The organism is Mycobacterium montefiorense (assembly GCF_003112775.1).
Lineage (GTDB): Bacteria > Actinomycetota > Actinomycetes > Mycobacteriales > Mycobacteriaceae > Mycobacterium > Mycobacterium montefiorense.
Map to the genome: position 1 here is coordinate 70,340 of NZ_BFCH01000019.1, position 23,516 is coordinate 93,855.

The window sequence follows — 23,516 nt, forward strand, 5'->3', positions numbered from 1 at the left end:
GTGACTGATCGTTGAGCAAGTGTTCGCACAGCTCGAACCCACAGTCCTAAGAGAGGAACCGACGGTGCGGGAGACCAGCAACCCGGTATTTCGTTCGCTGCCCAAGCAGAGCGGCGGATATGCGCAGTTCGGCACTGGCGCGGCCCAGGTGCAGCAGGGCTACTACCAGGGCGACCCCTACACGGCAGCTCCATACCAGGAGGCCAAGGCCTCCCGGCCGCTGACCATCGACGACGTCGTCACCAAGACCGGCATCACGCTGGCCGTTTTGACGGCCTCCGCCGTTGTGTCGTTCTACCTGGCGTCGACTAACCTCGCGCTGGCGGCGCCGCTGACCTTCATCGGCGCCATCGGCGGTTTGGTGCTGGTGCTGATCGCCACGTTCGGCCGCAAGCAGGACAACCCGGCGATCGTGCTCGGCTACGCCGTTCTCGAAGGCCTGGCCCTCGGCGCTATATCGCTACTTCTGACCTTCCAGGTATCGGTCGGCAGCGGTCGGTCGGTTAACGCCGGGGCGATGATCGGCGAGGCGGTGCTGGGGACGCTCGGCGTGTTCTTCGGGATGCTCGTCGTCTATAAGACCGGCGCCATCCGGGTCACGCCCAAGTTCACCCGCATGGTGGTCGCCGCCATGTTCGGCGCGCTGTTCCTGATGCTCGGCAACTTCGTGTTGGCGCTGTTCGGTGTCGGCGGCGGCACCGGGCTGGGCCTGCGCAGCGGCGGACCCGTGGCGATCATCTTCTCGCTGGTCATGATCGCTATCGCGGCGTTCAGCTTCCTGATCGACTTCGACGCAGCCGACCAGATGATCCGCGCCGGAGCGCCGGAGAAGGCGGCGTGGGGGATCGCGCTGGGCCTGACCGTGACCCTGGTCTGGCTCTACCTCGAGATCCTGCGTCTGCTCAGTTACTTCCAGGGCGATAGGTAGCCCGCTTAACGGGAAAGCCGGTGCGCCCACGGGCGTGCCGGCTTTTTTGTGCGCTGACGAGGTCCGCAACCGCATCGTGTGTGCGGCTACGGCCTCGAGTGTGCGCTGACGGTTGCCTCATCCGGCGTGTCGTCACCCTGGGCGCACACTCGGCGCTCAGGACGCACACTGAACAGCTGAAAGCGCTAGCTGAGCCGCTCGATGATCATCGCCATGCCCTGGCCGCCGCCGACGCACATGGTCTCCAGACCGAACGTCTTGTCGTGCGTCTGCAGGTTGTTGATCAGCGTCGCGGCGATGCGTGCGCCGGTCATGCCGAACGGGTGGCCCAGGGCGATCGCGCCACCGGAGACGTTCAGCTTTTCCTCGTCCATGCCCAGCTCGCGGGCCGAACCCAGCACCTGCACCGCGAAGGCCTCGTTGATCTCGTAGCGGTCGATGTCGTTGATCGACATGCCGGCCCGGGCCAGCGCCTTCTTGGACGCCTCGATCGGGCCCAGGCCCATGATCTCCGGCGAAAGGCCGCTGACTCCGGTGGACACGATGCGGGCCAGCGGCGTGAGGCCCAACTCCTTGGCCTTGACGTCGCTGGTGATCACCAACGCCGCCGCACCGTCGTTGAGCGGGCAAGCGTTGCCTGCGGTCACGGTGCCGTTGGGCCTGAATACCGGCTTGAGTTCGCTGATCTTCTCGTAGGTGGTACCGGGGCGCGGGCCGTCGTCGGTGCTCACCGTGGTGCCGTCGGGCAGGGTCACCGGCGAGATCTCCCGCTCGAAGAACCCGCTCTTGATCGCTTCCTCGGCGCGGTTCTGGCTGCGCACGCCCCAGTGGTCCTGGTCTTCGCGGCTGACGCCGGTCAGGAGCGCGACGTTCTCCGCCGTCTGCCCCATCGCGATGTAGACGTCGGGAATGTTCTCGTCGGCGCGCGGGTCGTGCCACTCGTCGGCACCGCCTGCCGCGGCGGCAGACCGCTCCTGCGCCTCGCTGAACAGCGCGTTCTTGGTGTCCGGCCAGGAGTCGGCGCTGCCCTTGGCGGAGCGGGACACGGTTTCCACACCCGCGGAGATGAACACGTCGCCCTCGCCGGCCTTGATCGCGTGGAAAGCCATCCGGCTGGTCTGCAGCGACGACGAGCAATACCGGTTGACGGTGGTGCCGGGCAGGAAGTCATAGCCCAGTTCGACGGCAACCACGCGCGCCAAGTTGAATCCGCCCTCACCGCCGGGCTGGCCGCAGCCCAGGATCAGGTCGTCGATCTGGTGTGGGTTGAGCGCGGGCACCTTGTCGAGCGCGGCGCGCACCATCTGCGCGGCCAGGTCGTCGGGCCGCATGCTGACCAGCGACCCCTTCATGGCGCGCCCGATCGGAGAGCGGGCGGCGGAGACGATGACGGCTTCGGGCATGACGATTCCCTCCAATGGGATACGGGCTCGCGTAACAATCGGGTGGCACACCCACCCCGACGGGCTAAGGCAAATCTAGACGGTGCCGATTGATCAGTTCGACGATGGGGCGGCCGCGCTGGACGCCGGGCGCCGCCATAGCCGCGACATGGCACTCAGTGGGGTGTGGCCCGCGCTGACCATGGGTGTCTCGGAGCGTGCCGCCAGATTCAGCACCGGGCTCGCAACCTCTACACCCAGCGAATCGCAGAGCGCCACCAGCAGCTGCGCCGCTGCCAGCGCGTACGCGGCCGGTGACGGATGGAAGCCGTCGGCGGAGAACATCAGCTCGGGAGTGGCCCGGAATTGGGGAGCCAGCAGATGCGCCAGCGGCACCGGCAGCCCTCCGGCGGACCGCACCGCCGCGGCCTGCGCGCGGGCGAGCTGTCTGGTCCGCGCGCGCGCCAGCGAGCGCAGCGGCTGGGGGATCGCGGAGATCACTCCCAGATCCGGGCAGGTACCGATGATCACCACGGCGCCTCGCGAACGCAGCTTGCGCACGGTCCGGCCGAGCCGGCGTGCGGACTGGCTGATCCCGTTGAGGGCGGTGACGTCGTTGGCGCCGATCATCATCACGGCAGCGTCCGGCGGCGACCCGGCCACGAACATCGCGTCGACCTGCCCGCTGACGCCCTTCGAGGTGGCGCCGACAATGGCCTTGGTGCTCAACCGAATACGTTTGCCGGTCTGTTCGGCCAGGCCCCGCGCCACCAGCACACCCGGCACTTCTTCGGCGCTCGCGCAGCCGTAGCCGGTGGCGGTCGAGTCCCCGAAGATCATCAGGTGCAGGTCCGCGGTCATGCCGCGCTGCCACCGTTCCACCGGCCCGCCGCCCGGGCTGTACACGCCGTCGGCGCGGGGTGGAATGTCCCAGGCTTTGGGAATGACGGTGCGCGCGTGCGTCGCCTGGCCGACCAGCAGGTTGCGTGCGCCCAGATAGGCCGTCCCCGTCGAGGCGAGTGCGCCCGCTGTGGCCAGGGCGATCGTCGAGCGACGCGGCACCCTAATGGTCACTGGATCAGTTTAGATCGGCTGTCGTGTTTGCGCGGACGCCCGACAAACAATGCGGTCACGTTGTGAATCAGATGTGGTATCAAATCAGACTCTTCAAACGTTCTTCTAAGTAATGCCTGCGAAGCTAAGTTCAACGGGTTGGCTGAACGGCTCGGTGCACGAAATGAACTGAGCGCTTGGCTTCCTCGTCACATGCTGTATCGCACTACAAAGGCGTAGGAGTGTCGAGCATGACCGCACCTAGCAAGGTTTCCGGTGCACCCCGGAATACCAGCCATCTCCGTGACCTGCTCAAGTCACGCAGGGCCGAGGCACGCAAATTCGCTATCAGCGACGGCGCGCCGGTCGAGGTCCTGGAGTCGGGCCCCAGCGTCCAGGCGCGAGTAGCCACGCTGGCCTCGCGCGTGACGATACGGCCGATTTTGGCGGCCGGCAGCTACGTGCCCAACATGCCGTGGCCATGGGGCCTGATCGACCTCGCAGCCCGGGCGTTGCTGCCCGCCTCCGCAACCGTGCGACAGACTGTGACGTTGCCGAATGCGTCGGCACAATTGGTTCGTGCTCCCGGCGTGCTGCCCGCGGACGGCACCAGGCGGATGGTGCTCTATTTCCATGGCGGCGCGTTCCTGACCTGTGGAGCGAACTCCCACGGCCGGGTGGTCGAATCGATTTCGAAGTTTGCTGATTCACCCGTTTTGGTGGTCAATTACCGGCTGTTGCCCAAGCACTCGGTGGGCATGGCTCTGCAGGACTGCCACGACGCCTACCGGTGGTTGCGGCGGCGCGGCTATCAGCCGGACCAGATCGTGCTCGCCGGAGATTCCGCGGGCGGGTATCTCGCGCTGTCCCTCGCGCAACGGCTGCAGGAGGAAGGCGAGGAGCCAGCGGCGCTGGTAGCAATCTCGCCGCTGCTGCAGCTAGCAAAGGAATACAAGCAAACGCATCCCAACATCAAGACGGATGCGATGTTCTCTGCCAAGGCTTTTGATGCGCTCGTCGAATTGGTTGCTGGCGCGGCGCAGAAGAACGTCGTCGACGGCAAGGCCGAGGAGATCTACGAACCCCTCGAGTACATCAAACCCGGACTTCCGCGCACGCTGATCCACGTTTCGGGTTCCGAGGTTCTGCTGCACGACGCGCAGTTGGCGGCGAGCAGGCTTGCCGCCGTTGGCGTGCCGGCCGAAGTTCGGGTCTGGCCCGGACAGGTTCACGACTTCCAGCTGGCGGCGCCGCTGGTTCCCGAAGCCGTCCGTTCGCTGCGCCAAATCGGGGAGTACATCCGCGAAGCCACCGGCTAGCTGCTCGGTTGTTCGCCGCGCGCCGGGATCTCGATCACACCGAGAGTGGGTGTGCGCGGCCACAAATGGCCTGAGACGATGGACGCATGCGAATTGCGCAGCACATCAGTGACATCATCGGCGGCACGCCGCTGGTTCGCCTGAACTCCGTCATCCGCGCCGGCGCTGGCACTGTTGCGGCAAAGGTCGAATACCTCAACCCGGGCGGCAGCTCCAAGGACCGCATCGCGGTGAAGATGATCGACGCCGCCGAGGCCAGCGGGCTGCTCAAGCCGGGCGGCACCATTGTCGAACCCACCTCGGGCAACACCGGCGTCGGTCTGGCTCTGGTTGCCCAGCACCGCGGCTACAAGTGTGTGTTCGTCTGCCCGGACAAGGTCAGCGAGGACAAGCGCAACGTCCTGATCGCATACGGCGCGGAGGTGGTGGTGTGCCCGACGGCGGTGCCGCCGGAGCACCCGGAGAGCTACTACAGCGTCTCCGACCGGCTGGTCGCCGAGATCGAGGGCGCCTGGAAGCCCGATCAATACGCCAACCCCCAGGGTCCCGCCAGCCACTATGAGACCACCGGGCCCGAGATCTGGGCCGACACCGACGGCAAGGTCACCCACTTCGTGGCCGGCATCGGCACCGGCGGGACGATCACCGGCGCAGGCCGCTACCTCAAGGAGGTGTCGGGCGGCGCGGTGCGCGTCATCGGCGCGGACCCCGAAGGGTCGGTGTATTCGGGCGGCACCGGCCGGCCGTATCTGGTCGAGGGCGTCGGTGAGGACTTCTGGCCGGCGGCCTATGACCCCGCGGTGCCTGACCAGATCATCGCGGTGTCCGACTCCGACTCGTTCGACATGACCCGGCGGCTGGCTCGTGAAGAAGCCATGTTGGTCGGCGGTTCGTGCGGCATGGCCGTGGTGGCCGCCGCGAAGGTGGCCGAGGAAGCGGGGCCCGACGCGCTGGTTGTCGTGTTGCTCCCCGACGGCGGCCGCGGCTACATGTCGAAGATCTTCAACGACTCGTGGATGTCGTCGTACGGCTTCCTGCGGACCCGGCTGGACGGCTCGACCGAGCAGCCGACGGTCGGTGATGTGCTGCGCGGTAAATCGGGTGCGCTGCCCGATCTGGTGCACACCCACCCCTCGGAGACGGTGCGCGACGCCATCGGCATCCTGCGCGAGTACGGGGTGTCCCAGATGCCCGTCGTCGGCGCCGAGCCGCCGGTGATGGCCGGTGAGGTCGCCGGCAGTGTCTCCGAGCGCGAACTGCTGTCGGCCGTCTTCGAGGGCCGCGCCAAATTGGCCGACGCCGTCTCCGTGCACATGAGCCCGCCGTTACCGATCATCGGTGCCGGCGAGGTGGTAAGCGCCGCCGGGCAGGCGCTGCGTGACTGGGACGCGTTGATGGTTGTCGAGGAAGGCAAACCTGTCGGGGTCATCACCCGATACGACCTGTTGGGCTTTCTGTCGGACGGACCGCGACGGCGTTAGCGGCGCCGGTCGCAGAGCTCGCGCGGAGCCTCCGCTCAGGGGCGGCTCTCAGGTAGGGTAATGCGGCTAGTTCAGCTAATCCGCAGTGGAAGGTTGCACCATGACCGATCAACCGCCGCCCTCCTCGCCGCCCGAACCACCTGGTGGCTACGAACTGCCCTCCGGCGGGCATGAACCCACTCCTTCCGCGCCGGGCGCCTCGTACCCTCCACCACCGCCGCCCGGCGGCGGTTACCCCCCACCTCCGCCGGCTGCCGGTGGCTACGCGCCGCCGCCGCCCGGACCGGCGGTCCGAGCGCTGCCGACAGACTCCTACACGCCGTGGCTCACCCGGGTAATCGCGCTGATCATCGACTACCTGCCCTACGCGATCGTGCAGGGCATCGGCACCGGAATCATGTACGCCACCCAGACGTCGTCCTGCGTCACCGATATCACGCAGTACGACGTCAGCCAGTACTGCGCCAGCCAGCCCTCGATGATCGGCCAGTTGCTGCAATGGCTCGCGACGCTGGTGGGCTTGGCCTACTGGATCTGGAACCGTGGCTACCGCCAGGGCACCACCGGCTCGAGCCTCGGCAAGACGGTGATGAAGATCAAGGTGGTCAGCGAGACCACCGGGCAGCCGATCGGTTTCGGATTGTCCGTCGTGCGCGACCTCGCCCACTTCGTCGACGCGGTCATTTGCCTCATCGGTTTCCTGTTTCCGTTGTGGGACGCCAAACGGCAGACCTTCGCCGATAAGATCATGACAACGGTGGTCCTGCCGGTCTGACGGAGTGCGAGTGCGCCTGACGTGATCGTGCGTCGCTCACTAGGCTGATCCTTGATGAGCGAGAACCGTAACGGACACGACGGAATCCAAGGACTGGCCACCAAGGCCATCCACGCCGGCTATCACCCGGATCCGGCTACCGGGGCAGTGAACGCGCCGATCTATGCCAGCAGCACGTTCGCCCAAGACGGTGTCGGTGGGCTGCGCGGTGGGTTCGAATACGCGCGCACCGGCAACCCGACCCGGGCCGCGCTGGAGGCCTCGCTGGCGGCCGTCGAAGGCGGCGCATTCGGGCGAGCGTTCAGTTCCGGCATGGCCGCAACCGACTGCGCCCTGCGGGCGATGTTGCGTCCCGGCGACCATCTGGTCATCCCAAATGACGCCTACGGCGGCACATTTCGCTTGATCGACAAGGTCTTCAGCCAGTGGAACGTCGGGTATACGCCGGTGGCGTTGTCCGACGTCGATGCGGTGCGGGCCGCGATCACGCCACAGACCCGGCTGATTTGGGTGGAAACACCGACCAATCCACTGCTGTCCATCGCCGATATTGCGGCCATTGCCGAATTGGCGGCCGCGAATAACCCGGTGAAAGTGTTGGTGGACAACACTTTTGCCTCGCCCGCGCTGCAGCAGCCGTTGGCGCTGGGCGCCGACGTCGTGCTGCATTCGACCACCAAGTACATCGGTGGCCACTCCGACGTGGTGGGCGGCGCGTTGGTCACCAACGACAATGCACTCGACGATGCCTTCGCTTTTCTGCAGAACGGCGCCGGCGCGGTGCCGGGCCCGTTCGACGCCTACCTGACGATGCGCGGCCTGAAAACGTTGGTGCTGCGGATGCAGCGGCATAGCGAAAACGCTTTGGCCGTAGCGGAATTCCTCGCCGGGCAGCCATCGGTGAGTACGGTGCTGTATCCGGGTCTGCCCACCCATCCCGGGCACCATGTCGCCGCACAGCAGATGACGGGCTTCGGTGGCATGGTGTCGGTGCGGATGCGCGGCGGCCGCGCGGCCGCCGAAAAGCTGTGTGCCGGCACGAAGGTTTTCATCCTGGCCGAATCGCTGGGCGGGGTCGAGTCGCTGATCGAGCACCCCAGCGCGATGACCCACGCGTCAACGGCCGGTTCGCAACTGGAAGTACCCGACGACCTGGTGCGGCTTTCGGTCGGCATCGAGGATGTCGTCGACCTGCTGGCCGATCTCGAACAAGCCCTGGGCTAGTTCGCGGTCGAACTAGGAGTGATACGGCTCCGCGCTGATCAGCGTGACCTCGACGGTGTTGCCGTTGGGCACGGTGTAGCTGCGGGTCTCACCGACCTTGGCGTCGATCAGCGCCCCGCCCAGCGGTGAGAGCGGCGAGAACACTTCGAGCTTGCCTTCGTTAACGCCCTCCTGGCGGGTGGCGATCAGGAACGTCTCGGTGTCCGACTTGTCACCGTTGTAGTAGACCTTCACCACCGAACCGGGCAGCGCGACGCCGGACTGCTTGGGCGCCTCGCCGACCTTCGCGCTGTTCAGCAGGTCCTGCAGCTGGCGGATGCGGGCCTCTTGCTGGCCCTGCTCGTCACGGGCGGCGTGGTAGCCGCCGTTCTCGCGAAGGTCGCCCTCTTCGCGGCGGTCGTTGATTTCCGCGGCGATGACGGGACGATTCGCGATCAGCTGATCGAGCTCCGTCTTCAGTCGGTCATGTGACTCCTGGGTCAGCCAGGTCACCTGAGTGTCCGTCATCTTGTCGTGCTCCTCGTCCTGTCGTTTCGCGTAGCCGCGTAAGTTTCTGCACTCCATTAAGGGGAGTGTCTAGGTTTCCACCCCTTGCTGCCATTTTGTTGGGCTGATGGCCGCTAATGCAGCAATACACGGTCCCAGCCGGAACCGTGCATTCATCCATGTTACCACCGAGGAAACAGCCGATGACATCATTTGAGGTTCGCCTTTGTGACCGATCAGGCTGCGCGCAGGTAGCTGGGCACGTCGGTGCCGCATCCGTAAATGTCCGCCATCGCCGGCGGCTGCGAAGACTTCACGATGGTCGTGACCTGCACCGTTGCCTGCGTGGAGGGCGGGACCTTGACCTCTCGTCGGCCCGTCTCGCTGCCGTCCTTCGCGCGGACGCGCACGATGCAGTCCACCGGCCGGGACGGATCGGATCGCGTCACGCTGATCGTGACCGAGGCCGTTTCGGCGTCGATCACCTGGTAGCCGCCCAGCGAACCCGAAACGTCGCTGGTGGCCAGCCTTTGGTAGCCGACGAACGCGACGCCGATGCCCGCAACCAGGGCCAGCACACCCAGCGCGATGGCCACCCGGCGTCGCGAGGCCGTAGACAGTCGCGAACGCCCGTAGCGGGACTCGGGACGCGGAATGGAAGTTTCGATCATGGGAGTTTCACGTGTTCAGTGTGGCTGCCGGCGGGGGCCGACAGCATGCAACATGGGAGAACTGGAATTATATGGTCCTTATAGGCTTCGAAGGGAGACCGGCGGACCGACAAGGGGACACGTGAGCGAACTGCGGCTGATGGCGGTGCACGCCCACCCCGACGACGAGTCCAGCAAGGGCGCGGCCACGCTTGCCCGGTATGCCGACAAGGGTCACCGCGTGCTGGTCGTGACACTGACCGGCGGTGAGCGCGGCGACATCCTCAACCCGGCGATGGATCTGCCCGACGTGCAAGAGCACATCACCGAAATTCGTCGTGACGAGATGGCGAAAGCCGCCGAAATTCTCGGCGTCGAGCACACCTGGCTCGGTTTCGTCGATTCTGGTCTACCCAAGGGTGATCCGCCACCGCCGCTGCCCGACGGCTGCTTCGCGCTGGTGCCGTTGGAGAAGTCCGTCGAGGCGCTGGTACGCGTGGTCCGCGAGTTCCGGCCGCACGTGATCACTACCTACGACGAGAACGGCGGCTACCCGCATCCGGATCACATTGCCTGCCATCAGGTTTCGGTCGGTGCCTACGAGGCGGCGGGCGACCATGCCCGTTTCCCGGATGCTGGTGAACCCTGGACGGTGTCCAAGCTGTACTACGTCCATGGCTTCCTGCGTCAGCGGATGCAGTTGTTACAAGACGAATTCGCCAAAAATGGCGAAGAGGGCCCGTTCGGCAAGTGGCTGAAGCACTGGCAACCCGAGCACGATCCTTTCGAGTCCCGGGTGACGACGCGGGTGGAGTGCTCGGAATATTTCAGCCAGCGCGACGATGCGCTGCGCGCACACGCCACGCAGATCGACCCGAAAGCCGAGTTCTTCGCCGCCCCGATCGCCTGGCAGCAGCGACTATGGCCGACCGAGGAATTCGAGTTGGCTCGCTCGCGCGTCCCCGCCCCGCTGCCCGAGGACGACCTGTTCGCCGGAATCGAGAATCACGCGTGAGCCACCTTTTACTCACGCTGATCGCTGACGTCGCACCGCAGCACACCGGGCCCGATTTCGGCAAGGCCAGCCCGATCGGGCTGCTGGTCGTCGTGCTCTTGTTGATCGCCACCTTGTTCCTGCTGCGCTCGATGAATCGGCAACTGAAGAAGGTGCCCGATTCGTTCGATCCCACGCACCCCGAACCCGATCAGGCCGCCGATGAGGGCACCGATGCGGTCAGATCACCCCCTGACGAAGCACCCGGGCCCACGAACGGATCCACCAGGCCGTCAGGACCCGGCGATGAGCCCGGCTGAGTCGTCTTCGGTCAACACCCTCGGGCTGGCGACGAGCCCCTATTTGCGTCAACACGCAGACAACCCGGTGCACTGGCAGCAGTGGACGGCGCAGGCCATGGCCGACGCGGCGGCGCGCGATGTGCCGATCCTGCTTTCGATCGGTTATGCCGCCTGCCACTGGTGTCACGTGATGGCCCACGAATCGTTCGAGGACGATGAGGTGGCCGCCGCGATGAACGCGGGATTCGTCTGCGTCAAGGTCGACCGCGAGGAACGGCCGGACATCGACGCGGTCTACATGAACGCCACCGTTGCACTCACCGGGCAAGGCGGCTGGCCGATGACATGTTTCCTGACGCCCGACGGCAGGCCCTTCTTCTGCGGCACTTACTATCCGAAAGTCGGTTTTCTGCAACTTCTTTCGGCCGTCACTGAGACATGGCAGCAGCGCCGCGACGAGGTCGAGGAGGCGTCGGACCATATCGCCGGCGAGTTGCGCAAGATGTCGTCCGGACTGCCGGGTGGCGGCCCTGCCATCGGGCCGGAGCTGTGCGATCAGGCGGTCGCCGCAGTGCTGGCCGACCAGGACACGGTGCGTGGCGGGTTCGGCGGTGCGCCCAAATTCCCGCCGTCGGCGATTCTTGAAGCGCTGCTGCGCAACTACGAGCGCACCGGATCGCCGGCAGCGCTAGAGGCCGTCGAACGCGCCGGCAACGCGATGGCCCGCGGCGGCATCTACGACCAGCTCGCCGGCGGTTTCGCCCGATACAGCGTCGACAACGCTTGGGTAGTACCGCATTTCGAGAAGATGCTGTACGACAACGCGCTGCTGCTGCACGCCTACGCGCACTGGGCCCGGCGCACCGGCGACCCGTTGGCCCGCCGCGTCACCGCGCAGACCGCGCAATTTCTGCTCGACGAGCTGGCCGACGGCGCCATGTTCATCTCGTCGCTGGACGCCGACGCCGACGGCCGCGAGGGCTCGACCTACGTCTGGACGCCGCAACAGTTGACCGACGTGCTCGGCCCCGACGACGGCCGCTTCGCCGCTGAGGTTTTCGCGGTTACGCAATCCGGCACCTTCGAACACGGGACGTCGGTGCTGCAGTTGCCCGGCGACCCGGACGATCCACAACGGCTGGAACGGGTGCGGACCGCGTTGCTGGCCGCCCGAGCCACCCGGACCCAGCCGGGACGCGCTGCCTTGGTCGTCACGTCGTGGAACGGGCTGGCGATCACCGCGCTGGCCGAGGCCAGTGTGGCCCTCGAAGAACCCGAGTTGGTCCGCGCGGCACGACGCTGCGCGACGGCGCTGCTGGACACTCATGTCGTCGACGGCCGACTGCGCCGGGCCAGCCTCGGCAGAGTGGTCGGCGACAGCGCCGCCATCCTGGAGGACCACGCGATGCTGGCCACCGGACTGCTGGCGCTCTATCAACTCGACGCCGAAGACGTCTGGCTGACTGCGGCGTGCGGGCTGCTCGACACCGCGTGCGCGCATTTCGCCGATCCGCGCCAACCCGGGCGCTGGTATGACACCGCCGACGATGCCGAGCAGCTGATGCTCCGGCCGTCAGACCCGCTGGACGGAGCTACCCCGTCGGGCGCGTCGACGATCACCGAAGCGTTGCTGACCGCGGCGCATCTGGTCGACAGCCGCAACGCGCCGCGGTATCTGCAAGCGGCGACCGAGGCCCTGACCGCGCATTCGGCATTGCTGGCGCAGGCCCCACGGTCGGCCGGGCATTGGCTGGGCGTGGCCGAAGCCGCGATCCGCGGGCCGCTGCAGGTCGCGGTCGCCTGCAGCTCGCCGCGCTCACCGCTGCTGCTCGATGCTCGCCGGTTCGCGCCGGGTGGAGCGATCGTGATGGGCGGCAAGATGGACTCGTCGGCGCTGCTGGTCGGCCGGGACCGAGTGCACAGTGCCGACGCCGCCTACGTGTGCCGCGGACGTCTGTGCGACCTGCCCGTGACGCGGTCGGCCGACCTGGCCGCCGCCCTGGGCGTCCCCGCGCGGTAGCGCCGATTCAGAAGACGACGAACCACATCGCGATGTAGTGGCAGATCGCCGCTACCGCGGTGCAGGCGTGGAAGAACTCGTGATAGCCGAACGTCGACGGCCAGGGGTCGGGCCAGCGCAGCGCGTAGAGAATGCCGCCGATGCTGTACAGCGCACCGCCGACGAACAGCAGCACCATCGCGGCCACGCCCGCGTTGTGCAGGATCTCGCCGGTGTACCAGACCGCTACCCAGCCCAGCAGGATGTACAGCGGCACGCCCACCCACCGCGGCGCCGACGGCCACAACATCTTCAGCAGGATTCCAGCCGACGCGCCGCCCCACACGATCCACAACACCACGTGCCCGTCGCGACCCGGCAGTGCCAAAAGCGCGAACGGGGTGTAGCTGCCGGCGATGAACACGAAGATCATCGAGTGGTCGGCCCGCCTCATCCATTTCTGAGCGGTGGCCGACTGCCAGCGGACGCGGTGATAGGTGGCGCTGACGGTGAACATGATGATGGTGGCGAAGGTGTACAGCAGCGTGGCCAGCCCGGCGCGGGTGGATCCCACCGCCCACGACACCGCGACCAGCGAGGCGCCCGCGAAGACGGCGGTGCCGGCGGAATAGACGTGAATCCAGCCGCGGAATCGCGGCTTGGTCAGTACTCGGGCCACACCATCGACAAGGTGCTGCGCGGCGTTGGCCGCGACCCCCTGCGATTCGGGTTCCGGGTCGGTGGCCGTGGTCGTCGAGCCGCTCATGTCTCCTGTTGCCTTGTTCAAGGTGGGTATGCCTGACATCGATAGACACTAGTCGGCACCGGCCGGGGAGTGTCCTTTCAGCGGCAGCGACGTCGGCGAAAATCTGCCCGAGAATTACTTGCCGCCCACAGTAGTGTGGAGCTTCGTGGAGATTATCCCGCCGCGGCTCAAGGACCCGCTGTATCGCGTCTACGAGCTTCGGCTGAGGCAAGGCCTGGTTGCCTCGAAGTCCCAGCTTCCGCGGCATATCGCGGTGCTATGCGATGGGAATCGGCGGTGGGCCCGCGACGCGGGATACGACGACGTCAGTTACGGCTACCGGATGGGCGCGGCCAAGATTGCCGAGATGCTGCGCTGGTGCCAGGAAGCCGGCGTCGAAATGACCACGGTCTATCTTCTGTCCACCGAAAACCTGCAACGCGATCCCGACGAGCTTGCCGGGCTGATCGAAGTCATCACCGACGTCGTCGAGGAGATCTGTGCACCGGCCAACCGCTGGAGTGTGCGCACGGTGGGCGACCTGGAACTGCTGGGCGACGAGCCGGCCCGCCGGTTGCGGGGCGCGGTCGAGTCCACGCCCAGCGTCGCGCCGTTTCATGTCAATGTGGCGGTCGGTTATGGCGGCCGGCAGGAGATCGCCGGCGCGGTGCGTGCGCTGTTGAGCAAGGAACTCGCCAATGGCGCCACCGCCGAGGAACTGGTCGACGCGGTGACCGTCGACGCCATTTCCGAGAACCTCTACACCTCCGGGCAGCCCGACCCCGACCTGGTGATCCGCACGTCGGGCGAGCAACGGCTGTCCGGGTTTCTGCTGTGGCAGAGCGCCTATTCGGAGATGTGGTTCTGCGAAACGCACTGGCCGGCGTTTCGCCGCGTCGACTTTCTGCGCGCCTTGCGCGACTACACCCGGCGGGATCGCCGGCACGGCAAGTAGTCGGCCAAGGCGCTCAAGCGGCAGGTCACCCGCGTGCCACACTGGGTAGATGGCTGCACTGTCGGCGGTGGTGTTCACGCTGAGTGCCTGGCTGGGCCTGTATCTGGCGGCCCGTGATCCGCGTAAACCCGTCCTCGCGCTGGCGGCGATTGGACTGTGCGGCTTCGCGCTCGTGGTGGGGCTGGATGCGGTTCGGACCGCCAATCCCGCGCATGCCCAGCTGCTGAGTCGAGTCGAGATCTACCTGACGGCCATCCCCGGCGTGGCGTGGTTCGCGGTGCTCGTCGAGCTGTCCCGGCCCAGCGACGGCGGGCGGACGCGCACCCGCGAGTTGTTGCTGGTGGCCGGGGTTGCCGCGCTGACCCTGTTCGGAGCGATGATGGCCGGCAGTGTGGAGGGGCCGCTGCGGCCAGGTCACTGGGTGATGTTCGCAGTGATCTCGATATCGACCCTCGGCGCGATGGCGGTCGCGTTGCGCCGCCCGCGGCGGCCGAGGCCGGCCGTGGGACTCGCCATTACCGCGACCCTGTTCTTTGCATTGGCCAATGCGATCCTGATCATTCCGCTGGGCCTGGTGCCCAGCTGGGTTGCGCTGGCGTCGACGAGTTGCGACGTCCTCGCGCTCGGGCTTGCCGTCGCGCTGTGGGACGCATTTGATGAGGGCCAGGCGCTGCGCAACCACATGCTGCGCTCGTTCGCCGGTTCGGTGGCGGTGGCGGTGCTCTTCGGCGGCCAGGCGCTGATCGGGTTGGCGGTGACCCGCGACGACCCCGCCGCGCAGACCGCGCTGACCGTGCTGCTGTTCACCAGCCTGGCGATCGCGATCACCGTGCAGGTGCTCGCGGATCCGCTGGCCGGTGTCCTCGACCGGCTCGCGTTCTGGAAATCGCCTGCGCTGCGGGCGGATCGGGCCGTGCTGCGACATACCGGGGCGGCCCTGCCGCTGCGGCAGGAGTACCCGCTCGGCGACGTCGGCGACGTCACCTTCGTCAGGCTCACCCGCCGTGCGCTAGGCCACTACGGCGACCTGAGCAAGCTGGTCGCGAGCCCGTTGACGGCGTTGCCGGTGATCGACGAGCGGCTGACCGCCCGCGGCGCACCCGACCATCCGGTCGAACGGGCCAACGAACTCAAGGCCCTGCTCGCCGACGGCATTTCGCGGCTGAAGCCCCGCGAAGGTGGCGACTTCGGCACCACCGAAGAATGGCGGTACTACAACTCGCTGTATTTCCCCTACGTCGTCGGGGTGCGCGCTTACGCGCAGAACGCCACCGCCTCGGGTCTGGATCCGACCGCTCGGCAGGCGTGGCAGTGGTTTGTGACGGAGGTCCCACAGCGCTCGCTGCACAACTGGCAAAATGCCGCGGCCCGGCTGATCGCCGCCGATCTTCGCGGGCGCGTCGCCGTCCCTACCGAGTAGCTCGACGCCGCCGCGGGCGCGCTTGCGCCCGAGCCTTATCTGTACAGCCATCAGCGTTATTCGGCTGACAACGCCGGTTGTAATGGCCCCGCGGCCCATCTTCGGGTGGACTGGCAACGAATGCGTTAGGTGCGGCCGGCCGGCCGGCACGTGCCATCCCGAGTCTGCCAGGGGGACTTATGTTTTCGCCGACCCTTCCGCCCGCCCAATTTGCGCGGATTGCCGAGATCGTCCGGCACCGCGTCGGTCGGCTGCACCAACGCATGGTTCCACCGCCTGCCGCGATGCTGGAAATGATCACGAATGCCTGGTCAGCGCAAGCGATTACCGCGGCAGCCGACCTCGGCATCGCCGACGTGCTGGCCAAGCAGCCGATGAACGCTGACGAGTTGGCCGAAGCGGTCGATGCGGACGCCGACACGGTCGTCCGTCTGATGAGGGCGCTGATATCGCGAGGCATTTTTCGGCTGCGCCGGGACGGGCGCTATGGCCTCACCCCACTGGCGGACACACTGCGCAGCGACAGCGATGCCTCGCTGCGCGCGTTCGCCCGGTTCGTGGGCTCACCGCAGGAGCGGGAGCACTGGAGCCACATGACCGACTCGATCCGCACCGGCCGGGCCGTTGTCCCCGAGATACGCGGCAAATGCATTTTCGAGTATTTCGCCGAGCAACCCGAACTCGACGAGATCTTCAACAACGCGATGACTGACCTCTCCGAACTCGAAATTCCCCCGATCGTCGCGGCCTACGACTTCAGCCGCTATTCGACGATCGTCGACGTCGCCGGTGGGCACGGTCGGTTGTTGGCCGCGATCTTGAACGCCACGCCACACGCCCGGGGGATTCTGTTCGACCAGCCGCACGTCGTCGCGGACGCAGCACCGCTACTCAAGCAGCATCGGGTCGCTGACCGGGTGAAGCTGGTCGATGGTTCCTTCTTCGAGTCTGTCGCCGACGGTGGCGACGCCTACCTGCTCAAGCACATCATCCACGACTGGCCCGACGACGAAGCCGTACAGATTCTCGGCAACATCCGGAAGGCCGCCGGGGTCGGAAAGCATGTCCTGATCGTCGAATTCGTCATTCCACGGCACGACCGCGAATTCCCCGGCCACTGGATGGACTTGGAAATGCACATCGGGGCCGGGGCCCGCGAGCGTACCGCCTCCCAATACGGCCGGCTCTTGAGCCGTGCGGGCTTCCGGCTGACGCGGGTGGTCGAAACGGCCTCACCGATCAGCATTGTCGAAGCAGTCGCTGTCTAACACTGAATCATCAAGGAGTACCTATGTTTTCGGTTAAATTCCCACAGACCGAGGTTATGCAGATCGTCGGCATCGCTCGGCATCATCTCGGTCGGCTACACCAACGCATGGTCCCGCCGCCGGCGGCGATGGTGGAATTGGTCATGAGTGCGTGGGCGGCGCAAGCGATTACCGCCGTGGCAGATCTGCGTATCGCCGACGCGCTGGCGAACGGACCGTTGTCGGCCGACGAGTTGGCCGACGCGGTCGACGCCGATGCCGACAGCCTCGCGCGCCTGCTGCGGGCGTTGATCGGCCGTGGCGTCTTCCGTCAGCTGCGCGACGGGCGCTATGCCCTCAACCCGCTTGCGGAAACGCTGCGCAGCGACAGCGAGGTATCGATGCGAGGCTTCGTCCGGTTTCTCGGCGCCCCCGAGCATCGGGAGCACTGGAGCCACTTGACGACCGCTATCCGCACCCGCCGGGCAGTCGTTCAAGAGATGCGCGGCAAACCGATCTTCGATTATCTGGCTGAGGAAAAGGAATTCGACGAAGTTTTCAACGACGCCATGACCAGTGCGTCCGAACTCGCGATCGCGCCGGTTGTCGCGGGCTACGACTTCAGCCGCTATTCGACGATCGTGGACGTCGCCGGTGGGCACGGTCGGTTGTTGGCCGCGATCTTGAACGCCACCCCGCAGGCTCGGGGGATTCTGTTCGACCAGCCGCACGTCGTCGCGGACGCGGCACCGCTACTCAAGCAGCATCGGGTGGCCGACCGGGTCCGGGTGGCCGAGGGGTCATTCTTCGAGACGATCACCGAGGGCGGCGACGCCTACGTCCTCAAACACATCGTTCATGACTGGCCCGACGACGAGGCGCTGCAAATCCTGCGCAATGTTCGTAAGGCGGCCGGGGCCGGTAAGCATGTGCTGCTCGTCGAAATGGTGCTGCCCGGCCACGATCGCGACTTTATGGGCAACTGGCTTGACCTGGAAGTGCTGGTCGAATTCGACGCACGCGAGCGGACCGCCGCCGGATATGCCGAATTGTTGAATCGTGCCGGGTTCCGCATGACACGGGTGGTGCCAACGGCATCGGTGTACAGCGTCGTCGAAGCCGTCGCCGTCTGAATCCCCATTCGCCGCCGATTTTGGGAATACCTGGATGCGATCCCTCGTCATTTCTTCCGTGGCAGGAGTTGGCAGTGCCACGAGTCGATATGGCAGTGCTCCGGCGGCACGCTCAAACCAGTTCGACACAAAACGCCATCGCGAGGAGTAATCAAATGTCCGTTGTCACTGGCATACCGAATAGACACATGTACGACTCGACGGAATCGTTGTTGCGTTTCGCGATGCGTGCAGACGGCACTTTGACCGGGCTGTTCGGTCTGGCCATCGCCGTCATCGCCGACCTGAACTCCGATCTGGAATACGCCCTGGGCGCTCTGTTCGTGGTCTACGGCCTGGTGGTGTACAGCCTGACGGGGTTGGCGGACCTGCGCGGCGTTGGTGTCGGTGTCATCGTGGCCAACATCGTGTTGACCCTGGGCGCCCTGGTGGCCGTCGAAGCAGTCCCCATGTCCGCGGCCGGGGTGGCCGCCACGCTGGCCACCGGCGTTTACGCCGCGGGCTTCGCGTGGCTGCAATACCTGGGAGTGCGTCGGCTCCAGACCGCCTAGCTCCCCATCCCGCCGGTGCGGGGCGCCTCCGCGGCCACGGAGCGTCGCCCCGCTCCGGCCTGCTGGGGGCCTTTACAGCTTGCGCAACCGCAACCGGTTGATGGAGTGGTCGGCGTCTTTGCGTAGCACCAGGGTCGCGCGCGGACGGGTGGGGAGAATGTTCTCGACCAGATTGGGCCGGTTGATCGACCGCCAGATCTCACGCGCGGCGGCGACTGCCTTGGTGTCGTTGAGGGCCGAGTAGTGGTGGAAGTGCGATTCCGGGTCGGCGAAGGCCGTGCCGCGCATGGCCAGGAACCGCGAGACGTACCACTGTTCGATGTCTTCGATCCGGGCGTCCACGTACAGCGAGAAGTCGAACAGGTCCGACACCATCAGCGTCGGACCGGTCTGCAATACGTTGAGACCTTCCAGGATCAAGATGTCTGGATGCCGAACCACGTGTTTGGCCCCGGAGATGATGTCGTAGCGCAGGTGTGAGTACACCGGTGCACACGCGTAGTCCGAGCCCGATTTGACCGAGGTGACGAACCGCATCAGCGCCCGGCGGTTGTAGCTCTCCGGAAAGCCTTTGCGGTGCATCAGGTTTCGTCGGTCTAGCTCGGCATTCGAATAGAGGAAGCCGTCGGTGGTCACCAAGTCGACCCGCGGGTGGTGATCCCAGCGCGCCAGCAACGCCTGCAGCACACGGGCGGTGGTCGATTTCCCGACCGCCACGCTGCCGGCCACGCCGATGATGAACGGCACCGGCCGGTCCGGGTTCTGCTGCGGCTCACCGAGGAATTCCGAAGTGGCAGCGAACAATCGCTGCCGGGCCGCGACCTGAAGATGGATGAGCCGGGCCAGCGGCAGATACACCTCTTCGACCTCTAGCAGGTCGATCTGCTCGCCGAGACCACGCAGGCCGACAAGTTCCTCTTCAGTGAGGGCCAGCGGCGTCGACATGCGCAACGCGCGCCACTGCTTTCGGTCGAACTCCACATAAGGGCTCGGCTCGCTCAGCCGGGGCATAGTGCAAGTGTGGCAGGGGCGATAGCACGCCGGACGGCTGGGCTGGCTTAAACCGTCGCTCGTTAGACTGGGGCTCGTGACTGCCGCACCTGATGCCCGTGTTTCCACGTCCCTGATGTCTGCCCCGCTCGCCGAAGTCGACCCGGATATCGCCGAGCTGCTCGGCAAAGAGCTGGGCCGGCAACGCGACACCCTCGAGATGATCGCGTCGGAGAACTTCGTACCGCGCTCGGTGCTGCAGGCCCAGGGCAGCGTGCTGACCAACAAATACGCCGAGGGATTGCCCGGCCGGCGCTACTACGGCGGCTGCGAGCACGTCGATGTCGTGGAGAACATCGCCCGCGACCGTGCCAAGGCGTTGTTCGGTGCCGACTTCGCGAACGTGCAGCCGCACTCCGGTGCGCAGGCAAATGCGGCGGTGCTGCACGCCCTGATGTCACCCGGGGAGCGGTTGCTGGGTCTGGACTTGGCCAACGGTGGGCACCTGACGCACGGAATGAAGCTCAACTTCTCCGGCAAGCTCTACGAGAACGGCTTCTACGGTGTCGACCCGACGACGCATCTCGTGGACATGGACGCGGTGCGCGCTCAGGCGCTCGAATTCCGCCCCAAGGTGATCATCGCCGGCTGGTCGGCCTACCCGCGGATTCTCGACTTCGCGGCGTTCCGGTCGATCGCCGACGAGGTCGACGCCAAGCTGTGGGTGGACATGGCCCACTTCGCGGGCCTGGTCGCAGCCGGACTGCACCCCTCTCCGGTGCCGCACGCGGACATCGTCTCCACCACCATTCACAAGACGCTGGGTGGCGGGCGCTCCGGGATGATCCTGGGGAAGCAGGAATACGCCAAAGCCGTCAACTCAGCGGTGTTCCCCGGCCAGCAGGGCGGCCCGCTGATGCACGTGATCGCGGGCAAGGCTGTCGCGCTGAAGATCGCCGGCACCCCTGAATTCGCCGAGCGCCAGCAGCGCACGCTGTCCGGCGCCCGGATCCTCGCCGATCGTCTATTGGCAACCGATGTCGCCAAGGCCGGGGTATCGGTGGTCAGCGGTGGCACTGACGTCCACCTGGTGCTGGTCGACCTGCGCAACTCCCCGCTCGACGGGCAGGCAGCCGAGGATCTGCTGCACGAGGTCGGCATCACGGTCAACCGCAACGCCGTACCCAACGACCCGCGGCCACCGATGGTGACGTCTGGTCTGCGGATCGGGACCCCCGCGCTGGCTACCCGCGGCTTCGGCGACGCCGAGTTCACCGCGGTGGCCGACGTCATCGCCACCGCGTTGGCGGCCGGCACCTCGGCCGATGTCACGGCGCTGCGAGACCGGGTGACCCGGCTTGCCCGGGAGTTCCCGTTGTACGACGGACTCGAGGACTGGGCATTGGTCGGTCGCTGACGCGACACACCGCCGCGACGCGGCGCGGCCTGTTTTATTAAACCTGTGTCTATCGGTTACAGTTACCGCATGGCACAGAAACCTGTCGCTAACGCGCTGACCCTGGAACTCGAGCCGGTCGTCGAGGCGGAGATGGACCGCCACCTGTCCACCGACGACATCTGGTTCGCTCACGACTACGTGCCGTTCGACCGCGGCGAGAACTTCGCCTTCCTCGGCGGCCGCGACTGGGACTCGTCCAGCATGACGCTGCCGCGGCAATTCACTGACGCCTGCGAGATCCTGGTGCTGCTCAAGGACGACTTGGCCGCTCATCACCGCGAGCTTGTCGAACACTTCATTCTCGAGGACTGGTGGGGCCGCTGGCTGGGCCGCTGGACCGCCGAAGAGCATCTGCACGCCATCGCGCTGCGCGAATACCTGGTGGTGACCCGCGAGGTCGACCCCACCGCCAACGAAGAAGCCCGCGTTCAATATCTGATGCAGGGCTACCGCGCCGACACTTACACGCAGGTGGAAACCCTGGTGTACATGGCTTTGACCGAGCGCACGCATGCCGTCTTCTGCCGCAACCTGGCTGCCCAGCTCGAAGAGCCGATCTTGGCCGGCCTCATCGACCGGATCGCCCGCGACGAGGCGCGCCACGAGCTGTTCTTCTCCAATCTCGTCGCGCACTGCCTGACTTACACCCGCGACGAGACCATCGCCGCGATCGCCAAACGAGCGGCCGACCTCCAGGCCGTCGGTGCCGACATCCAGGCGTATCGGGACAAGGTGCGCAACGTCGCCGACGCGGGGATTTTCGGTCCCGCCGAACTGCGTCGGGCGATCTCCGATCGCATTACCGAGTGGGGCGTCGCTGGCGAGCCCCAACTGCGGCAGTTCGTCGGCTAAGCCAACCTTCGCGGCGATCACTGCGCTCGCCGTTCTTCACCACCCATCACCACCCCGGCGTCGGCGCGCCTGCGCTGCTGCAAAGCGGCGACGGGAGTAGCGTCATTCTCGATGGTCAGCGTCATGCTCAGCTGCCAGGGCGGCACCTCCCGTCACCACAACGGAAGGACCGGCCCCGGTCCTGGTGTCGCAGTTCCCGCCGACATGCCTGCGCGGGTCCGCGCGGGCTCATCCCGCTCGAGGAGCGCTACGTGACCGAACTCCGGACCTACGTGATCGACACTTCGGTGCTGCTGTCCGACCCCTGGGCATGTAGTCGGTTCGCCGAGCACGAGGTGGTGGTCCCGCTGGTGGTGATCAGCGAACTCGAGGCTAAACGCCACCACCATGAGCTGGGATGGTTCGCCCGGCAGGCGTTGCGATTGTTCGACGACCTGCGGCTCGAACATGGACGACTGGATCAGCCCATTCCCGTTGGGGCGCAAGGCGGTACGCTGCACGTCGAGCTCAACCACACCGACCCGGCGGTGCTGCCGGCCGGTTTCCGCAATGACAATAACGACTGCCGGATCCTGAGTTGCGCGGCCAACCTCGCTGCTGAAGGCAAGCGGGTTACGTTGGTCAGCAAGGACATTCCGCTGCGCGTCAAGGCCGCCGCGGTGGGTCTGGCCGCCGACGAGTACCACGCGCAAGACGTGGTGGTCTCCGGTTGGTCGGGGATGCAGGAGATCGAGACCGCCGCTGAGGACATCGACTCGCTGTTCGCCGACGGCGAGATCGACCTGGCCGATGCTCGAGACCTCCCGTGTCACACTGGAATTCGGCTTCTCGGCGGTACCTCTCATGCGCTGGGCCGGGTCAATGCGGACAAACGTGTCCAGCTGGTTCGCGGTGACCGCGAGGTGTTCGGACTGCGCGGTCGCTCCGCCGAGCAGCGCGTCGCGCTCGACCTGCTGCTCGACGAGTCGGTGGGCATCGTGTCGCTGGGCGGCAAGGCCGGCACCGGTAAGTCGGCGCTGGCGCTGTGCGCCGGCCTGGAGGCGGTGCTGGAACGACGGACCCAGCGCAAAGTGGTGGTGTTCCGCCCGCTGTACGCCGTCGGCGGCCAGGAACTGGGCTACCTGCCCGGCAGCGAGAGCGAAAAGATGGGTCCCTGGGCGCAGGCGGTCTTCGACACCCTGGAAGGGTTGGCCAGCCCGGCCGTGCTGGAGGAAGTGCTATCCCGCGGCATGCTCGAAGTGCTGCCGCTGACCCACATCCGCGGTCGTTCGCTGCACGACTCGTTCGTCATCGTCGACGAGGCGCAGTCGCTGGAGCGCAACGTGCTGCTGACCGTGCTGTCCAGGCTGGGCACCGGTTCGCGAGTGGTGCTGACCCACGACATCGCCCAGCGTGACAATTTGCGGGTGGGCCGCCATGACGGCGTCGCGGCCGTCATCGAAAAGCTCAAGGGTCATCCGCTGTTCGCGCACATCACCCTGCTGCGCAGCGAGCGGTCACCGATTGCCGCGCTAGTCACCGAGATGCTCGAAGAAATCGCCGGCCCGAACTGACGTTTCCGCACCACCCGG

Annotated in this window: 23 protein-coding genes; 16 read left to right on the forward strand and 7 right to left on the reverse strand. The window is 66.4% G+C overall.

The window, feature by feature from the left end; genetic code table 11:
- The first annotated feature begins 64 nt into the window (after positions 1–64).
- Positions 65–928, forward strand: coding sequence for a Bax inhibitor-1/YccA family protein (locus DB708_RS18610; RefSeq protein ID WP_108924584.1), 864 nt, complete (start codon positions 65–67; stop codon positions 926–928).
- 185 nt (positions 929–1,113) lie between these two features.
- On the opposite strand, the gene DB708_RS18615 is transcribed toward DB708_RS18610, so the two are convergent.
- Positions 1,114–2,331, reverse strand: coding sequence for an acetyl-CoA C-acetyltransferase (locus DB708_RS18615; RefSeq protein ID WP_108924456.1), 1,218 nt, complete (start codon positions 2,329–2,331; stop codon positions 1,114–1,116).
- A 93-nt stretch (positions 2,332–2,424) separates the two neighbouring features.
- Entirely contained in the window at positions 2,425–3,372 is a 948-nt protein-coding gene (locus DB708_RS18620; RefSeq protein ID WP_409347617.1) for an SGNH/GDSL hydrolase family protein, read from the reverse strand.
- Between the two features lie 242 nt (positions 3,373–3,614).
- On the opposite strand from DB708_RS18620, the gene DB708_RS18625 reads away from it, so the two are divergent.
- The 4 genes from DB708_RS18625 to DB708_RS18640 all read left to right on the forward strand — a co-directional run bounded on the left by DB708_RS18625 (position 3,615) and on the right by DB708_RS18640 (position 8,162).
- On the forward strand, positions 3,615–4,682 hold the full coding sequence (locus tag DB708_RS18625; protein ID WP_108924458.1) for an alpha/beta hydrolase: 1,068 nt from the start codon (positions 3,615–3,617) through the stop codon (positions 4,680–4,682).
- 86 nt (positions 4,683–4,768) lie between these two features.
- The gene (locus DB708_RS18630; protein WP_108924459.1) at positions 4,769–6,163 is read left to right on the forward strand and encodes a cystathionine beta-synthase; all 1,395 of its coding nucleotides are present in this window, start codon (positions 4,769–4,771) and stop codon (positions 6,161–6,163) included.
- A 100-nt stretch (positions 6,164–6,263) separates the two neighbouring features.
- A complete protein-coding gene (locus DB708_RS18635; protein WP_108924460.1) occupies positions 6,264–6,938 on the forward strand; it encodes an RDD family protein in 675 nt (224 codons plus the stop codon).
- A gap of 54 nt (positions 6,939–6,992) precedes the next feature.
- Complete coding sequence (locus DB708_RS18640; protein ID WP_108924461.1) at positions 6,993–8,162, forward strand: cystathionine gamma-synthase; 1,170 nt, start codon at positions 6,993–6,995, stop codon at positions 8,160–8,162.
- Positions 8,163–8,174: 12 nt separating this feature from the next.
- Here the strand turns inward: DB708_RS18640 and greA are convergent, their stop codons facing one another.
- A complete protein-coding gene (gene greA / locus DB708_RS18645; protein WP_108924585.1) occupies positions 8,175–8,669 on the reverse strand; it encodes a transcription elongation factor GreA in 495 nt (164 codons plus the stop codon).
- Positions 8,670–8,884: 215 nt separating this feature from the next.
- The gene (locus DB708_RS18650) at positions 8,885–9,319 is read right to left on the reverse strand and encodes a DUF4307 domain-containing protein (protein WP_108924462.1); all 435 of its coding nucleotides are present in this window, start codon (positions 9,317–9,319) and stop codon (positions 8,885–8,887) included.
- 121 nt (positions 9,320–9,440) lie between these two features.
- Between DB708_RS18650 and mca the strand changes: the two genes are divergently transcribed.
- From mca to DB708_RS18665, 3 genes are read left to right on the forward strand one after another with little or no spacing between them, the layout of a single operon-like run.
- Positions 9,441–10,313, forward strand: a complete 873-nt coding sequence (mca, locus tag DB708_RS18655; RefSeq protein WP_108924463.1) for a mycothiol conjugate amidase Mca — start codon at positions 9,441–9,443, stop codon at positions 10,311–10,313.
- On the forward strand, positions 10,310–10,612 hold the full coding sequence (locus DB708_RS18660; protein ID WP_108924464.1) for a hypothetical protein: 303 nt from the start codon (positions 10,310–10,312) through the stop codon (positions 10,610–10,612). Before mca ends, DB708_RS18660 begins: the two co-directional genes overlap by 4 nt.
- On the forward strand, positions 10,599–12,614 hold the full coding sequence (locus tag DB708_RS18665; protein WP_108924465.1) for a thioredoxin domain-containing protein: 2,016 nt from the start codon (positions 10,599–10,601) through the stop codon (positions 12,612–12,614). The genes DB708_RS18660 and DB708_RS18665 overlap by 14 nt, the downstream gene beginning before the upstream one ends.
- Before the next feature lie 7 nt (positions 12,615–12,621).
- Here the strand turns inward: DB708_RS18665 and trhA are convergent, their stop codons facing one another.
- Positions 12,622–13,359 carry a PAQR family membrane homeostasis protein TrhA gene (gene trhA / locus DB708_RS18670; RefSeq protein WP_108924466.1) on the reverse strand — a complete coding sequence of 246 codons (738 nt, stop codon included), beginning with the start codon at positions 13,357–13,359 and terminating at the stop codon, positions 12,622–12,624.
- Positions 13,360–13,504: 145 nt separating this feature from the next.
- Here trhA and DB708_RS18675 point away from each other — a divergent pair, with 145 nt between their 5' ends.
- From DB708_RS18675 to DB708_RS18695, 5 genes are all read left to right on the forward strand, one after another.
- The gene (locus DB708_RS18675) at positions 13,505–14,293 is read left to right on the forward strand and encodes a (2Z,6E)-farnesyl diphosphate synthase (RefSeq protein ID WP_108924586.1); all 789 of its coding nucleotides are present in this window, start codon (positions 13,505–13,507) and stop codon (positions 14,291–14,293) included.
- A 49-nt stretch (positions 14,294–14,342) separates the two neighbouring features.
- Positions 14,343–15,713, forward strand: a complete 1,371-nt coding sequence (locus DB708_RS18680; RefSeq protein WP_108924467.1) for a hypothetical protein — start codon at positions 14,343–14,345, stop codon at positions 15,711–15,713.
- Positions 15,714–15,892: 179 nt separating this feature from the next.
- Positions 15,893–16,981: a methyltransferase gene (locus DB708_RS18685; protein ID WP_108924468.1), complete on the forward strand. Its 1,089-nt coding sequence runs from the start codon at positions 15,893–15,895 to the stop codon at positions 16,979–16,981.
- A 23-nt stretch (positions 16,982–17,004) separates the two neighbouring features.
- Positions 17,005–18,093: a methyltransferase gene (locus DB708_RS18690; RefSeq protein ID WP_108924469.1), complete on the forward strand. Its 1,089-nt coding sequence runs from the start codon at positions 17,005–17,007 to the stop codon at positions 18,091–18,093.
- A gap of 155 nt (positions 18,094–18,248) precedes the next feature.
- Positions 18,249–18,644 carry a hypothetical protein gene (locus tag DB708_RS18695; RefSeq protein WP_108924470.1) on the forward strand — a complete coding sequence of 132 codons (396 nt, stop codon included), beginning with the start codon at positions 18,249–18,251 and terminating at the stop codon, positions 18,642–18,644.
- Between the two features lie 72 nt (positions 18,645–18,716).
- Here DB708_RS18695 and coaA read toward each other — a convergent pair whose 3' ends face one another.
- A complete protein-coding gene (gene coaA, locus DB708_RS18700) occupies positions 18,717–19,655 on the reverse strand; it encodes a type I pantothenate kinase (protein ID WP_108924471.1) in 939 nt (312 codons plus the stop codon).
- Positions 19,656–19,770: 115 nt separating this feature from the next.
- Here coaA and glyA point away from each other — a divergent pair, with 115 nt between their 5' ends.
- Positions 19,771–21,051, forward strand: coding sequence for a serine hydroxymethyltransferase (glyA, locus tag DB708_RS18705; protein ID WP_108924472.1), 1,281 nt, complete (start codon positions 19,771–19,773; stop codon positions 21,049–21,051).
- A gap of 69 nt (positions 21,052–21,120) precedes the next feature.
- The gene (locus tag DB708_RS18710; protein ID WP_108924473.1) at positions 21,121–21,945 is read left to right on the forward strand and encodes an acyl-ACP desaturase; all 825 of its coding nucleotides are present in this window, start codon (positions 21,121–21,123) and stop codon (positions 21,943–21,945) included.
- A gap of 17 nt (positions 21,946–21,962) precedes the next feature.
- On the opposite strand, the gene DB708_RS28005 is transcribed toward DB708_RS18710, so the two are convergent.
- The gene (locus tag DB708_RS28005; protein ID WP_261859536.1) at positions 21,963–22,091 is read right to left on the reverse strand and encodes a hypothetical protein; all 129 of its coding nucleotides are present in this window, start codon (positions 22,089–22,091) and stop codon (positions 21,963–21,965) included.
- Between the two features lie 105 nt (positions 22,092–22,196).
- On the opposite strand from DB708_RS28005, the gene DB708_RS18715 reads away from it, so the two are divergent.
- Positions 22,197–23,498 (forward strand): PhoH family protein, encoded by a 1,302-nt coding sequence (locus tag DB708_RS18715; protein WP_108924474.1) that lies wholly within the window; start codon positions 22,197–22,199, stop codon positions 23,496–23,498.
- The last annotated feature ends 18 nt before the right edge of the window (positions 23,499–23,516 follow it).

Coding starts and splice junctions, on each gene's coding strand:
- DB708_RS18615 (WP_108924456.1), bottom strand. CDS start 2,331: ATGCCCGAAGCCGTCATCGTCTCCGCCGCCCGCTCTCCGATCGGGCGC.
- DB708_RS18650 (WP_108924462.1), bottom strand. CDS start 9,319: ATGATCGAAACTTCCATTCCGCGTCCCGAGTCCCGCTACGGGCGTTCG.
- DB708_RS18680 (WP_108924467.1), top strand. CDS start 14,343: ATGGCTGCACTGTCGGCGGTGGTGTTCACGCTGAGTGCCTGGCTGGGC.
- greA (WP_108924585.1), bottom strand. CDS start 8,669: ATGACGGACACTCAGGTGACCTGGCTGACCCAGGAGTCACATGACCGA.
- DB708_RS18630 (WP_108924459.1), top strand. CDS start 4,769: ATGCGAATTGCGCAGCACATCAGTGACATCATCGGCGGCACGCCGCTG.
- trhA (WP_108924466.1), bottom strand. CDS start 13,359: ATGAGCGGCTCGACGACCACGGCCACCGACCCGGAACCCGAATCGCAG.
- DB708_RS18665 (WP_108924465.1), top strand. CDS start 10,599: ATGAGCCCGGCTGAGTCGTCTTCGGTCAACACCCTCGGGCTGGCGACG.
- glyA (WP_108924472.1), top strand. CDS start 19,771: ATGTCTGCCCCGCTCGCCGAAGTCGACCCGGATATCGCCGAGCTGCTC.
- DB708_RS18625 (WP_108924458.1), top strand. CDS start 3,615: ATGACCGCACCTAGCAAGGTTTCCGGTGCACCCCGGAATACCAGCCAT.
- DB708_RS18695 (WP_108924470.1), top strand. CDS start 18,249: ATGTCCGTTGTCACTGGCATACCGAATAGACACATGTACGACTCGACG.
- DB708_RS18635 (WP_108924460.1), top strand. CDS start 6,264: ATGACCGATCAACCGCCGCCCTCCTCGCCGCCCGAACCACCTGGTGGC.
- coaA (WP_108924471.1), bottom strand. CDS start 19,655: ATGCCCCGGCTGAGCGAGCCGAGCCCTTATGTGGAGTTCGACCGAAAG.
- DB708_RS18685 (WP_108924468.1), top strand. CDS start 15,893: ATGTTTTCGCCGACCCTTCCGCCCGCCCAATTTGCGCGGATTGCCGAG.
- DB708_RS18710 (WP_108924473.1), top strand. CDS start 21,121: ATGGCACAGAAACCTGTCGCTAACGCGCTGACCCTGGAACTCGAGCCG.
- DB708_RS18640 (WP_108924461.1), top strand. CDS start 6,993: ATGAGCGAGAACCGTAACGGACACGACGGAATCCAAGGACTGGCCACC.
- DB708_RS18690 (WP_108924469.1), top strand. CDS start 17,005: ATGTTTTCGGTTAAATTCCCACAGACCGAGGTTATGCAGATCGTCGGC.